Origin of the sequence: Haliea sp. E17 (assembly GCF_048323675.1) — a bacterium.
Taxonomy (GTDB): domain Bacteria; phylum Pseudomonadota; class Gammaproteobacteria; order Pseudomonadales; family Halieaceae; genus Mangrovimicrobium.
Map to the genome: position 1 here is coordinate 54,162 of NZ_JBLWFK010000006.1, position 13,378 is coordinate 67,539.

Annotated in this window: 12 protein-coding genes; 4 read left to right on the forward strand and 8 right to left on the reverse strand. The window is 63.9% G+C overall.

The features are described from left to right. Positions 1 to 142: 142 nt before the first annotated feature. Positions 143 to 1,333, forward strand: coding sequence for a CaiB/BaiF CoA transferase family protein (locus ACNKU3_RS16310; protein WP_418260605.1), 1,191 nt, complete (start codon positions 143 to 145; stop codon positions 1,331 to 1,333). 39 nt (positions 1,334 to 1,372) lie between these two features. Then, positions 1,373 to 2,257 (forward strand): alpha/beta hydrolase family protein, encoded by an 885-nt coding sequence (locus ACNKU3_RS16315; RefSeq protein WP_418260606.1) that lies wholly within the window; start codon positions 1,373 to 1,375, stop codon positions 2,255 to 2,257. A gap of 68 nt (positions 2,258 to 2,325) precedes the next feature. Here the strand turns inward: ACNKU3_RS16315 and ACNKU3_RS16320 are convergent, their stop codons facing one another. Continuing rightward, positions 2,326 to 3,126, reverse strand: a complete 801-nt coding sequence (locus ACNKU3_RS16320; protein WP_418260607.1) for an alpha/beta fold hydrolase — start codon at positions 3,124 to 3,126, stop codon at positions 2,326 to 2,328. Between the two features lie 194 nt (positions 3,127 to 3,320). Here ACNKU3_RS16320 and ACNKU3_RS16325 point away from each other — a divergent pair, with 194 nt between their 5' ends. After that, a complete protein-coding gene (locus tag ACNKU3_RS16325) occupies positions 3,321 to 4,853 on the forward strand; it encodes an aldehyde dehydrogenase family protein (protein ID WP_418260608.1) in 1,533 nt (510 codons plus the stop codon). A 57-nt stretch (positions 4,854 to 4,910) separates the two neighbouring features. On the opposite strand, the gene ACNKU3_RS16330 is transcribed toward ACNKU3_RS16325, so the two are convergent. Both ACNKU3_RS16330 and ACNKU3_RS16335 read right to left on the reverse strand, forming a co-directional pair. Further along, positions 4,911 to 5,921, reverse strand: coding sequence for an NADP-dependent oxidoreductase (locus ACNKU3_RS16330; protein ID WP_418260610.1), 1,011 nt, complete (start codon positions 5,919 to 5,921; stop codon positions 4,911 to 4,913). A gap of 124 nt (positions 5,922 to 6,045) precedes the next feature. Next, entirely contained in the window at positions 6,046 to 7,278 is a 1,233-nt protein-coding gene (locus ACNKU3_RS16335; RefSeq protein ID WP_418260611.1) for an MFS transporter, read from the reverse strand. A 252-nt stretch (positions 7,279 to 7,530) separates the two neighbouring features. On the opposite strand from ACNKU3_RS16335, the gene ACNKU3_RS16340 reads away from it, so the two are divergent. Then, positions 7,531 to 8,304 carry a GntR family transcriptional regulator gene (locus ACNKU3_RS16340; protein WP_418260612.1) on the forward strand — a complete coding sequence of 258 codons (774 nt, stop codon included), beginning with the start codon at positions 7,531 to 7,533 and terminating at the stop codon, positions 8,302 to 8,304. Positions 8,305 to 8,406: 102 nt separating this feature from the next. Here ACNKU3_RS16340 and ACNKU3_RS16345 read toward each other — a convergent pair whose 3' ends face one another. The 5 genes from ACNKU3_RS16345 to ACNKU3_RS16365 form a co-directional block, all read right to left on the reverse strand. Next, positions 8,407 to 9,036, reverse strand: a complete 630-nt coding sequence (locus ACNKU3_RS16345) for an isochorismatase family protein (RefSeq protein WP_418260613.1) — start codon at positions 9,034 to 9,036, stop codon at positions 8,407 to 8,409. A gap of 67 nt (positions 9,037 to 9,103) precedes the next feature. Continuing rightward, the gene (locus tag ACNKU3_RS16350) at positions 9,104 to 9,970 is read right to left on the reverse strand and encodes an isocitrate lyase/PEP mutase family protein (protein ID WP_418260615.1); all 867 of its coding nucleotides are present in this window, start codon (positions 9,968 to 9,970) and stop codon (positions 9,104 to 9,106) included. Positions 9,971 to 10,027: 57 nt separating this feature from the next. Continuing rightward, positions 10,028 to 11,179 (reverse strand): iron-containing alcohol dehydrogenase, encoded by a 1,152-nt coding sequence (locus ACNKU3_RS16355; RefSeq protein WP_418260616.1) that lies wholly within the window; start codon positions 11,177 to 11,179, stop codon positions 10,028 to 10,030. Positions 11,180 to 11,203: 24 nt separating this feature from the next. Further along, complete coding sequence (leuD, locus tag ACNKU3_RS16360) at positions 11,204 to 11,827, reverse strand: 3-isopropylmalate dehydratase small subunit (RefSeq protein ID WP_418260618.1); 624 nt, start codon at positions 11,825 to 11,827, stop codon at positions 11,204 to 11,206. Beyond that, positions 11,824 to 13,233, reverse strand: coding sequence for a 3-isopropylmalate dehydratase large subunit (locus ACNKU3_RS16365; RefSeq protein ID WP_418260620.1), 1,410 nt, complete (start codon positions 13,231 to 13,233; stop codon positions 11,824 to 11,826). The genes leuD and ACNKU3_RS16365 overlap by 4 nt, the downstream gene beginning before the upstream one ends. Positions 13,234 to 13,378: the final 145 nt, after the last annotated feature.

Below are 13,378 nucleotides of genomic sequence, written 5' to 3' on the forward strand. Positions count from 1 at the left end.
CGGCAACCGGCCTCGAAACGAAAAGTGATCCGCACTTCCCACAAACACTAATGTTATATTATTATATTTTTTAAGTTTGTGCAGGACCGGTTTTCCGGTACGCGAAATTCAATCACCCGACAGGACATCCGGCAGACAGACTATGACGATCCAGCAAGCCCTCCCCCTCCAGAATATCAAGGTAGTAGAGCTCAGCCACATGGTCATGGGCCCCGCCACCGGGGTCATCCTCGCCGACCTCGGCGCCGAGGTGATCAAGGTCGAACCGCTCAAGGGCGACAACACCCGGCGCCTCAAGGGCTCCGGTGCCGGCTACTTCCCGATGTACAACCGCAACAAGCGCAGCCTCTGCCTGGACCTCAAGTCGGAGGGTGGCTTGCAGGTAGTGAAGGATCTCATCGCCCAGGCGGACGTGGTCATCGAGAATTTCCGTCCCGGCGCGTTGCAGAGTATGGGCCTGGACTACGCAACCCTGTCCCAGTCCCACCCCGGGCTGATCTACTGCTCGCTGAAGGGCTTCCTCAGCGGCCCCTATGAACACCGCACCGCCCTCGACGAAGTCGCGCAGATGATGGGCGGCCTGGCCTACATGACCGGCCTGCCGGATCGCCCGATGCGGGCGGGCTCCTCGGTGATCGACATCACCGGCGCCATGTTCGGCGTCATCGGCATCCTCGCGGCACTGGAGGAACGCCACCACACCGGCAAGGGCAAGGAGATCACCAGCGCCCTTTACGAAACCACCGCCTTCATGGTCGGCCAGCACATGGCCCAGTGCGCGGTGACCGGCGAGGCGCCGCCGCCCATGTCCATTCGCCGCTCCGCCTGGGGTGTGTACGACATCTTCGAAACCGCCGACGACGACAAGGTTTTCGTGGCGGTGGTCAGCGATACCCAGTGGCGCCTGTTCTGCGAGGCTTTCGACCTGCAGGAATTTGCCAGCGACGTCTCCCTCGCGGCAAACAGCGGCCGTTTCGAGCAACGCGATCGCATCATCCCCGCAATCAGCGCGGTCTTCAGCCAGCTGTCCAAGGCCGACCTGATGGCCAAACTGGACACCACCGGCCTGCCCTACGCGCCCATCAACCGCCCCCAGGACCTGTTCGACGACCCCCAGCTGAATGCCGACGGCCTGCTGCATGTCACCCTGCCGGATGGCGCGCAGGTAAAACTGCCGGCGCTGCCCATCGAGATGGGCGGCAACAAATTCGGCCTGCGCTACAATCCGCCGGTCGAAGCGAGCGAGACCCGCTCCACCCTGCACGCGGCGGGTTTCAGCGATGCAGACATCGACCAGCTGGTAGCGGACGGCGTCCTGCGCGACGAGCCCTGATTACGCCCCGCCAGCCAACTCACCATCACGGGAGGCACCATGAGCCGGACACTGACAAAATTCACGGGATGGCTGCTGCTCGGCCTGGCCCTGACCCTGGGCGCGCTGCAGGCCGGGGCCCAGGAAGGCGCCCACCAGCGGGTGCTGGAGGTCGACGGTCGCGAGGTCAGTGTCTGGACCTGGCAACCAGCCACACTGCCCGCTCGCGGCATCATCCTGTTCTCTCATGGCGCCGCGTCCGCCCCCTGGAAATATGCGCCGCTGCTCAGCCGCTGGCTGGCAGCGGGCTATGAAGTGCGCGCCCCCCTGCACGTGGATTCGACCGACCACCCCCAGCAGAAGGATTACCCCGGGATGGCCAGCTGGGGAGCGCGACTGGAGGACATGCGCGCACTTTCACAGGAACTCGGCGACACCCCGTATATCGCCGCCGGCCACAGCTACGGCGCCCTGCTGGCGCTGACCCTGGGTGGCGCCGAAGCCAGCGTGCCGGAGGGATTGCAGGGGCCACTGGCCGATCCCGCGGTCTCGGTGGTGCTTGCCTTCTCACCGCCGCCCGCCCTGCCCGGGCTGATTTCAAAGGAAGGCTACGCCACACTGGCGCGCCCGGCGCTGATCCAGACCGGCACCCGGGACATCCCCATGGGAACCGAAAGCGGCTGGGAACCACATCTGGATTCCTTCGAGGCGGCCGCCGCCGGCGGCAATCGCTATGGCCTGGTGCTGGAAGGCGTGGACCACTATTTCGGCGGCGCCATCTGCCGCCCCGAGCTCGAGGGACCGAAGCAACTGGCGCAACTGGAAATCGCCGCAGACATTTCCCTGCTGGTGATTCACGCCTATGCGGAACACGATGAAGCAGCGCAGGCGGAACTGCAGCAAGCGCTCGCCGCATCGGGCGACACCGTGCTGATGCAAAAATAGTTCGCGAAAACTGCGCTAAAAAAAGGGGCGGGAGCTCGGCCTCCCGCCCCTTTTTCTATCGCCCGGGGTCAGTCCAGAGCAAACTCGATAATTGCGCGGGCCCAGGCCTCGGGCTGCTCGAAGGGACTGAGCGCGCCGGCGTCGCGGATGATCACCGCACTGCCCTGCACCGTGTATTGCGCCGCGGCATCCATCAGTTCCTGCTTGAACAGCATGTCGTGTTCGGCGCCAACCACCAGGGTGGGACATTGCACCGCCGACAACCAGGCGGATTTCGACATCCAGCGCAGCACGGCAAAGTGCGCGTCGTAGGGACGCAGCCTTGCGGCCTGGCCGATGACGAAAGGCAGGAAGCGGGTCTGCGCGACAGCGGTCGGTGCCAGCGCCTTGTAGCGGCCCCAGGCCTCGAACAGGAACTCGCCGTCCTCGTCCATCGGCAATTCCCGCGACATCGGCTTGTCCTCCAGCGCGGCGAGGAACGCACTGATGTGTTCGGCGGAGAGCAGCATTTCACAGGAGACGATGGCCTTGCGTACCCGCTCGGGTGCGGTAAGTGCGATCGAGGTCGCCAGCGCGCCGCCGGAATGATTGCCGCAGACGATAGCGCTCTCGAGACCCAGCGCGTCCATGAGCTGCAGGGTAGTCGCGGTGAAGTCCTCCATCTCGTATTCGCGATCAGGATTGAAGGAATTGCCGTGTCCCGGCATATCCGGCGCGTATACGCTAAAGTGTTCGCTCAGCAGGGGTATCGCCCCGGCCCACTCATCCGCGCACAGCGGCGCCTGGTGAAACAGCATCAGTGCGGGGCCCTGACCCGCGGTCACGTAGTGCACCTGCCCCGCGGGCAAATCGACATAGGCTTTCTTCATAAGACTCTTCCTGGTGAGGGCAGGACTTGACCTGCAATGATAGCGCAGCGGAGCCATCCACAGAGGGCGACATCAGGGTCACCGCAACGAGCCGCAGAAACGACTTCGCAACTTAGATTGATTGATATAATATTATGTCTTTTAAGGGAGCAAGTAAACGACGGGAAAAACCTCCGTCCAGAACGAGGCAAACCATGGCAGAAAATCACATACAGAATTCAGCTGGTGACACAACGCGCATTCCCGCCGTTGCCAGCGCCACCCGGGAATTCCTCCAGCAGGCGCACAAGCTGCTGATCAACGGCCGCTGGGTCGACGGCGCGGCCGGGGAAACCCTGGAGACCAGGGATCCTGCGAGCGGCGCAATCCTCGCCCGCGTCGCCATTGGCGACGCCACCGATATCGACCTGGCTGTGCGCGCAGCGCGCGAAGCCTTCAACGGCCCCTGGAGCCGCCTCACCCACTTCGAGCGCGCGCGCCTGCTGTCCCGCCTCGCCCGCCTGATCGAGGCGAATACCGATCTTTTCACCGAGATCGAGGTGCTGGATAACGGCATGCCGGTGGGCATCTCCCGACTGACCATCGACAACATCGCGGAGATGTTCGACTACTACGCGGGCGCCGCACAGCGCATCGAGGGCACCACCACCAGTCCGCCGCGGCACGTGTCCGCACAGGCGGAAGCGCTGACCTACACCCTGCGCGAACCGGTGGGAGTGGCGGGACTCATCGTGCCCTGGAACGTGCCCATCTCCACCGCGGTACTGAAGCTGGCACCGGCCCTCGCCGCGGGCTGCACCGTGGTGGTCAAACCCTCCGAGGAGACCCCCCTGTCCATCCTGCTGCTGGGCCGACTGGTCGCCGAGGCCGGTTTCCCCCCCGGCGTGGTGAATATCGTCAATGGCTTCGGCGCCAGCGCGGGCAGCGCGCTGGCGCGCCACAGCGATGTCGACAAGGTGTCCTTCACCGGTTCTACCGCCACCGGGCGCAAGGTCATCGAGGCGGCCATCGGCAACCTGAAGAAGCTGTCGCTGGAACTGGGCGGCAAATCGCCGGTAGTGGTCATGCCCGATGCCGACCTGCAACTGGCGGTACCCGGCGTGGCCATGGCGACCTTCTTCCTGCAGGGCCAGAACTGCATGGCCGGCACCCGCATATTCGTCCATGCCTCCATCTACGACAGCCTGGTTGCCGGGCTCAAGGCTTTTGCCGAAGGCATGGTCATCGGTCACGGACTCGACCCCGCCACCCACATCGGGCCGCTTATATCCGCTGCCCACTGTGAAAAAGTGATGGGCTACATCGCCCGGGGCATCGAGGAAGGCGCCACCCTGGTTACCGGTGGCCAGCGCATCGCGGGGCCCGGAAATTTCGTCCAGCCGACGATCTTCGGCGACTGCCGCCCGGACATGGCTGTCGTGCGCGAGGAGATCTTCGGCCCGGTCATGGCGATCCAGCGCTTCGACACCGACGATCTCGACGCCATTGCGGCGATGGCCAACGACACCGACTACGGTCTGTCCGGCAGCGTCTGGACCCGCGACCTGTCGACCGCCCACGCCCTGGTGGCGCGCATTCGCGCGGGTCACGTGTCCGTCAACTGCCATGGCGCCGTGGGCACCAACATTCCCTTTGGCGGCTACGGCCAGTCGGGCTGGGGTCGCGAGTTCGGACAGGAAGGACTGGACGCCTACCTCGAAACCAAGGCGGTTACCGTCCAGCTGTAGTGACAGGAAAATGCGGACTGCAGCGAGCGCCGTGACGCGCTCGCTGCGGGACAACGGTCAGCTGACCGCGATGACCACCTTACCGCGGTTTTCGCCGCGCATCAGGCGACAGAAGGCTTCCGGGGCCTGCTCCAGGCCGACGTAGCAATCCTCGAAGGGCTTGATCTCGCCGGAGCGGATCGCCGGCAGGCAGGCCGCCACGAACTCCTCGCGGCGCGGCTCGAAATCATAGACCACCAGGCCGTGCACCGTGGCCCGCGCCTTGATCCACAGCGCCGGGTGCGGCCCACCGCTGCGGGCGGCGGAATTCAGTTCCGACATGATCCCGCAGAGGATGACCCGGGCGCCAACCGCGAGGCGCATGGATACCTGGTTGAGCAGTTCGCCGCCCACGAGGTCGAAGTAGATATCGATACCCGCGGGACACAAACGGTCGAGTTCGGCGGCGAGATAAGCCATGTCGCCGGCCTTGCGGTCGATACAGGCGTCGTAACCCAGTTCTTCAACGGCCTCACGACATTTCTCCGGACCACCGGCGATACCGATGACACGACAGCCACGCTGCCGGGCGAGTTGCCCGACCATCGCGCCGACCCCGCCGGTCGCCGCCGGCACCACCACCGTATCCCCCGCCTTCGGTCCGGCCAGCCAGACCAGGCCCGCGTAGGCGGTGAGGCCCGGCATGCCGAGGACCGACAGGTAATTGGAAAGCGCCACATCGGTGGCGCTGACCCGACTGAGCGCCTCCGGTGCATGCAGCGAAAACTGCTGCCAGCCGCCGGGGCAGCGCACGATATCACCGGGACTGAATTGATCGCTGTGACTGCTGACGACCCGACTGACCGTTTCCCCCAGCATCACGTCGCCGGGCTTTATGGCGCCGGAGATATGGCGCCCCGCGATCTGGCTGCGCATATAGGGGTCCAGCGACAGGAACAGGGTCTGGCAGAGCACTTGCCCGGGCCCCGCTTCGGGGACGCTTCCCGCGGCGACCTCGAAGTCTTGCGGGACGGGCTCGCCTTCCGGCGTTCTCGCGAGTTTCACCTGCTGGTTGATGGATTCAGTCATGGGGGGTTTCCTGGCGCTTGTGCAAAGGGGACCGCTGCGGTCCAGCAGCCCCGGGGACAATTGAAAAAGCTAACAGCGGGACCCGCCGACGACCATGACAATAGTCACGCGCCGGGGCCGGGTATCAGGCGGCGGCCACCTGCAGCGCGCGTGGCGCCGGCTGGCGCACCTGGGTAATGGCAATGGCTGCGATCACAATCAGGGCGACAAAAATCTGGAAGGCGAGGTCATAGTTGCCGTAGCGGGTGTAAAGCACACCGGTCAACCAGATACCGAGACCGCCGCCAAAACAGTCCAGTACAGTAATGGTGCCGAGGATCTTGCCCGCGGACTTGAGCCCGAAGCAGTTGACGGCGGAGAGCTGCAAGGTGGTATAGACACCGCCCCAGCCAAGCCCGAACAGGGCGACAGCGGCCCAGATCACCTGGCCGTGCAGGTAGGCCAGGCAGAGCGCACCCGCCAGCATCACCACGATGTTGCCGAGGAAGACCTTCTTGAAATTGAGGTAGTCCGACAGCAGGCCGAACAGGAACTTGCCGGTGACCGCACAGGCGAAGAAAGCGCTGATGGCGTTGGTCGCGGTTTTGGCGTCGAAGTCGAGGTCGCGCATGTACAGGAAGAGGTGCGCCTGTACCGCGAGCACGGTGTAAAAGGTGGTCATCGCGGTGATGGCCAATGCCCAGAACGTGCGGGTTTTCAGGGCGTCGAGGTATTCCATGTCCGCACCCACGGCCATGCCGTTGGCCGCCGGGCCGCTGCTGCTCTCCTGCACCGGCTGCATGCCCAGTTGCGAGGGACGGTCGCGCACCAGCAGGAATACCAGAACGAACATGCAGGCGGGGAACACCAGGGCCCAGTTCATCGCCTCGCGCCAGCCGACGGATTGCGCCATCCACGTCCCGTACTGGGGAAACAGCATGCCGCCGAGACTGGTACCGACCAGCGTGATGCCGATAGCGACACCGCGCTTCCCCTGGAACCAGCTCGATACCAGGATGACCGCGGGGTTGAGACCGCAGAGCACCAGCACCAGCCCGAGGGCGGCGTGCACGAGGTACAGGGTGGTCAGCGAATCCATCTGGCTGTAGGCGAAGTAGGCGCCGCCGAGCACCAGCCAGCCGAACAGCATACAGCGCCGCACACCGAGGCGATCGATAAACACGCCGCCGAAGGGCGCCAGCAGGGCACTGGTGGAGAAGGTCACCATATCCCGGAACTTGAGTTCACCGCGGGTCCAGCCGAACTCGTCGATGATCGATTCGTCGTAAACGGACAGTCCGGTAATACTCATACCGTTGCTGACCAGCAGTACCACACAGGCCAGCAGGGCGATCACCCAGGGATAATATTTGTTCATACCTTACTTGCTCCACTTCACCGCAGGCCACCCGGCACGCGAGAGGTATCCATACTGCAACCGAATATTTGATCTAATGTAATATCATTACGCGTTTATGACAACAATGCGTAGGCACTGATTGCGCCGGGCGCCAAGCACAGGGGCGGGCTTCAGTTTCGGGCCGGACTTTGACACTTATCAATAGTCATAATGTACTATTTGCTATAACATTATACTCTTATACGACAAGGAAGCGCGAGAACGATAGTAATGAGCTCCATCGATGTATTGATCAGTCCCCAACAGCGGAAGGCACTGGACCCCGACAGCCATTCCCCACTCTACTACCAGCTCTACAGCCTGCTGAAAAACCTGATTCTGAACGGCACACTGCCCAACGGCACGCTGATGCCCACCGAACAACAGCTGTCGGACGCCTTCGGCGTTTCGCGCATCACCGCCAAGCGGGCGATGGATGAACTGGCCGGGGAAAAACTGGTCGAGCGACGCCGCGGCAAGGGCTCCCACGTCATCTTCAAGTACACGCCGGGGCCGGTCAAAGCGCCGCTGGTGGGCATGCTGCAGGAAATCGAAAGCATGGCCCGGCAGACCGAGGTGCGGGTGATCGAGGTCGCGCGCCTGCAGCCGCCCGCGGAAATTCGCGGCGAACTCTCGCTGGATCCGGGCGACACTGCGCTGCGCATCGTACGCGTGCGCTCGCGCGATGGCGAACCCTTCGGCTTTTACGAAAGCTGGACGGTCGGCCTGAAGAAAAAGCCCAGCCAGCGGCAGCTGGAAACCACCCCGCGCCTGGAAATATTCCGCGAGCAGGGCATCAACATCACCCACGTGAAACAGACCCTGACCGCAATCTCCGCATCCGAGGAGATCGCAACAGCGCTGAAGATCAAGCCGGGCATTCCCCTGCTGAGCATGGTGCGGCGCTCCTACGATTCCGACGAGCAGTTGCGCGACTTCCTGCATGTGCGCTACAACCCGGAATACTTCCAGTACCAGATGGACCTGACCATCGACGAAACCTGAGGCGGCCACAAAAAAGGCGCCTGGCGGCGCCTTATCAAAATCAGTGTGATTGCCCGTTGTAACGGGACAATCCGGATGCCGCTATCACCACCGGGCCCGGCTTCAACCCACCAGCCCTTCGAAGTACTCGACCACTTCAGCCTCCGACACCACATCCGCATACTTCGCGTTCATGTCGAACAGGTTGGCCTCGTGCGGCGCCTGGTGACGGTCGCCACAGGCGTCGCTAACCACGATGGTGATAAATCCGTTGGACATGGCATCAACACAGCTCGCGCGCACGCAACCGCTGGTGGTGAGACCGGTGAGGATGACACTGTCGATACCCTGGGCTGTCAGGGTTGCGGCGAGGGAAGTGCCAAAGAACGCGCTGGGGTACTGCTTGGTCACCACCAGTTCGTTTTCTGCGGGTTCCAGCCCCTTCGCCCAGGCGCCCATCGGCGAACCCTTGACCAGGTGACGCAGCGGCAGCGCCTTCTGGAAGAAGCGCCCGCCGTCGATACCGCTGGGGTGATACTCGACCTTGGTGTAGACCACCGGGATGCCCTGCTCGCGCGCCACCTCGACCAGCCGCAGGGCCGAGGCGAGCTCATCTTCCACGTCGGCGTAGAGATCGCAGTCGCGGTCGAAGTAGGCCTCGACAAAATCGATCAGTACCAGGGCCGGGCGCTTGCCGAAGCCGATCCGGTTGCCGTAGACGCCGGCGTAATTGTCCGCTGCATTTTCTGTCATACTGTTCACTCCACTGTAGCCATTCTGTTCAATTCGCCGCCGGCGCCAGTCACCGGGGTCGACGATATCAGTCCTTCGCCCACTTGCGCTCGAAGGCCCAAACCTCTTCGAAGCCGATCAGCGAGCAGAATTCCTTGAAGTCCATCATCGGCACACCCTCGGGCTGCGGCGAACCGCCCTGCCGCAGCGACTCGCGCAGCGCGTGCTCCACCGCCCAGGCCGAGGCCAGGCTGGTGAGGGAGGGCGCGATGGCGAAGTTGTAGCCCAGCGCTTTCATCTCCTCGATATTGCGCATCGGGGTCATGCCGCCGTTGGACATGTTGGCCATTGCCGGGCCATCGACTTCGGTACAGGCGGTGCGCATCTCCTCGTCGGAGTGCAGGGCCTCGACAAAGGTGACGTCCGCTCCCGCCTCGCGATAGGCCTGTGCGCGCTTGATGGCGCCGCTGAGCCCCTCGGACTGGCGGGCGTCCGTGCGCGCGATGATCTGCAGGTTGGGATCGGTCCGGGCGTCGACCGCGACGCGGATTTTCTCCACCATTTCCTCGCAGGATACCAGTCGCTTGTTGGGAGTGTGCCCGCACTTTTTCGGGAACTCCTGGTCCTCCAGCTGGATACCGCAGACCCCGGCTTCTTGGTAACCGCGCACCGTGTGGTGCACGTTCAGCAGGCCGCCGTAACCGGTGTCGGCGTCCGCCACCACCGCCGCCTTGCTGGTACGTACCAGGGTCGCAACCCGGTCGACCATCTCGGTGTAGCTGACGATACCGGCGTCGGGCAGGCCGTAAGCGGAGGCGGTGAGCCAGTAGCCTGTCGCGTAGACCACCTCGAAACCGACGCGGTCCGCGACCACGGCGGTGATCATGTCCTGGATGCCGGGGGCGAAAATAAACTCGCCGGCGGCGAGTTTGTCTTTAAAAATCGAAGGTACCATGTTCAGTCCAATACTCCAGAAATACGATAGTGGTTGAGGCGGGAGCGGGACCCCGCCTCAATAGGCCTGCCGGTAGATGGACAGGGCGTCATCCTGCGTGACAGGCCGGGGGTTGTTCACCAGCAGGCGCTGCTGCTGCATGGCGTCTTCCGCCAGCATCGGCAGGTCCGCTTCCGCGATGCCGAGGTCGCGCAGCCGTACCGGCAGTTGCACCGCCTCGATCAGGGCATCGATACAGGCGATGAAGGTCGCGCAGTCGGCGGCGACATCACCGCTGGCGGCCACACCGATACAGGGCAGCAATTCCGCATAGCGCGCTGCCGCCTGCGGCGCGTTGAAGCGCAGCACATGGGGCAGCACCAGCGAGTTACTCAGGCCGTGGGAGATGTGGTAGTGCCCGCCCAGCGGATAGGCCAGCGCATGCACCGCCGCCACCGGCGCGTTGGCGAAGGCCTGCCCCGCCAGCATGGAACCCAGCAACATGTGCGACCGCGCCTCGCGATTGCCGCCGTTGTGCACGACCTCCACCAGGTTGGCCGAGAGCAGGGACAGGGCCTCCCGCGCCAGCATGTCGGAATAGGCATTCTTACGGTGCAGGCTGGTAAACGCCTCGATCGCGTGGACCATGGCATCGATCCCGGTGGCCGCGGTCACTGCGGGCGGCAGGCCAAGGGTCAACCCGGCGTCGAGCACGGCGAGGTCGGGCAGCAGCTTCGGGGACACGACACCCGCCTTGGTGCTTTCCCCGGTAGTGATGATGGAGATCGGGGTCACTTCGGATCCGGTCCCGGCAGTGGTTGGCACCAGGACCAGCGGCGCGCGCTGGCCAACGATCTGGTCGACACCGAAATAATCGCTCAATACGCCACTGGAGCGCAGCATGACCGCGATGAGCTTGGCCACGTCCAGGCTGCTGCCGCCGCCAAAGCCGATAACCCCGTCTGCACCGCAGGCCCGGGCCTGCTGCGCACAGTCGACCACCACCGCCTCCGGCGGGTCGGGCTGCACATCCGAGAATACCTGCGCCGCCAGGCCGGCCGCCTCCAGTGAAGCGATCACCGGGTCCAGCAATCCGGTCGCCAGCAGGGGCGCATCGGTCACCAGCAGCGGGCGCCGGATGCCCAGGATCGCGCAGTGTGCGGCGAGTTCCATACTGGCGCCGGGTTTACAGACGATCCTCGGTGCGCTGGCAAATTCGAAATGGTGCATTGTCTATCTCCGCGGGGCGACGCTTCAGAGTTCGAACAACCAGGGCCTGCGCTGGCGCAGACCCTCTTCGAAGGCCTCAATTTCCTCCAGCCGGCACAGCGTACTGCCGATCTGGTCCAGCCCCTGCAGCAACATCTGGCGGCTGGAGGGCGCGATGTCGAAGCTGTAGGTATGCCCGCCGGGCGAGATGACCCGCTGCTGCTCCAGGTCGATTTCCACCTCGCTGCCCTGCGGGTCCGCCTCGACTTCCCCGGCGATGGCCTGCACTGCACTGTCGTCCAGCACGACCGGCAGGATGCCGTTGCGCTCGCAGTTGCCCTGAAAGATCACCCCGAAGCTCGGCGCGATAATGGCCCGGATACCGTATTCAGCCAGCGCCCACACCGCGTGTTCCCGCGAGGAGCCGCAACCGAAATTGCGCCCGGACAACAGAATGCTGGCGCCGCTGTATTCAGGCCGGTTGAGCACGAAGCAGGAGTCGGGTTCACGCCCGCCCGGCGCGGTATAGCGCCAGCCGGCGAACAGTCCTTCACCCAGGCCCTGCTTTGACACCAGCTTCATTTCCCGGGAAGGGATAATCGCGTCGGTGTCGACATTGACCCGCAGCAGTGGCGCCGCCACACCGCGATGAACAGTAAATTTTCTCACGGCAGGTACTCCCTGGGATCGGCGATGTGCCCGGCTAGCGCGGATGCCGCGACCGTCACCGGACTGGCGAGATGGGAGCGCACCCCCGGCCCCTGACGGCCCTCGAAATTGCGATTGGTGCTGGTCGCCACCCGCTGCAGGGGTCCGAAGCCTTCGCCTCCGGCGTAGAAGCACATGGAGCAACCGGGCTCGCGCCATTCGAAGCCCGCAGCGATGAACACCTGGTCGAGGCCCTCCGCCTCGGCCTGGCGCTTGACCGCCTGGGACCCGGGCACGCAGATCGCTCGCACCCCGGGCGCGACCTCGCGGCCCCGCAGAATCGCAGCGGCCTCGCGCAAATCGCTGATACGGCTGTTGGTACAGGAGCCGATAAACGCACCATCGATGGCCAGGTCCTGCAACGCCTGACCCGGCTTCACGTCCATATACTCGAAAGCCTTGCGCATGCTGGTGCTGTCCGTCTCGTCGAGGCTGGCATCGATCGCCGGCACCATGCCGGTCACTTCGCAGGCCTGCTGGGGGCTGGTACCCCAGCTGACGAAAGGACTCAACTGTGAACAGTCGACCTCGATCTCGCGGTCGAAGACCGCGTCGGCGTCAGAGCACAGGCTGAGCCAGTAATCCACCGCCCGGGTCCAGTTCTCTGCGGCAGGCGCATAGGTTTTGCCCTGCAGGTAGTCGATGACTTTCTCGTCGGGCGCGATGAGCGCGGTGAACGCGGAAAACTCCACCGCCATATTGCACAGGGTAAGCCGCCCCTCCACATCCAGCGCCGATACCGCTTCTCCGGCGAACTCGATGGCATAGCCGGCACCGCCCGCCGTGGTGTAGCGCGCGATGAGGTGCAGGATCATATCCTTTGCCGACACCAGTGGCGGCAATTCACCGCGAAAGTTCACCCGCATGGTGCGGGGTTTCTTCACCACCAGAGTGCTGGTCGCCATGGCGTGCTCGGCCTGGCTGGAACCGATTCCCCAGGCGAGCGCGCCGAGCGCGCCCTGGGAGCAGGTATGGCTGTCCGGACAGACCAGGGTACAGCCGGGCTGCACGATACCCAGCTCCGGGGAGACCACGTGAACGATGCCCTGGTCATGGTCGTTGACATCGAAGAGCCGAATACCCGCCTGGCGGGACGCCTGGCGGGTGGACTGGATAAAGTTCTTGCCGTTGGGCACCAGGGTCTCGTCACCGCGACCGGGCAGGGTATCGACGATGTGATCCATGCTGCAGAATACGCGGGCAGGCGCCCGCACTGTACGGCCCTCGCTGGAGAGACTTTCCAGGGCCACGGAACCAGTGCGCTCGTGGAGGAATACGCGGTCGATGTAGACCAGCGAGTCGCCGTCGTCGAGGCGTGCGATCTCGTGGTCAAACCACAGCTTTTCGAATAGTGTCTTTGTCGTCATGTCCCCTGCCCGCTACCTCTCCCCGCGAACCCGCCATCAGCCCATTTGATATAATTATATATCAATAGGTTTTAGAGATTCAATTACCCAGTTCTACAGGAAACCCTACGACGATACGGCGGCCCGCCACTTGACAATTGTTAAG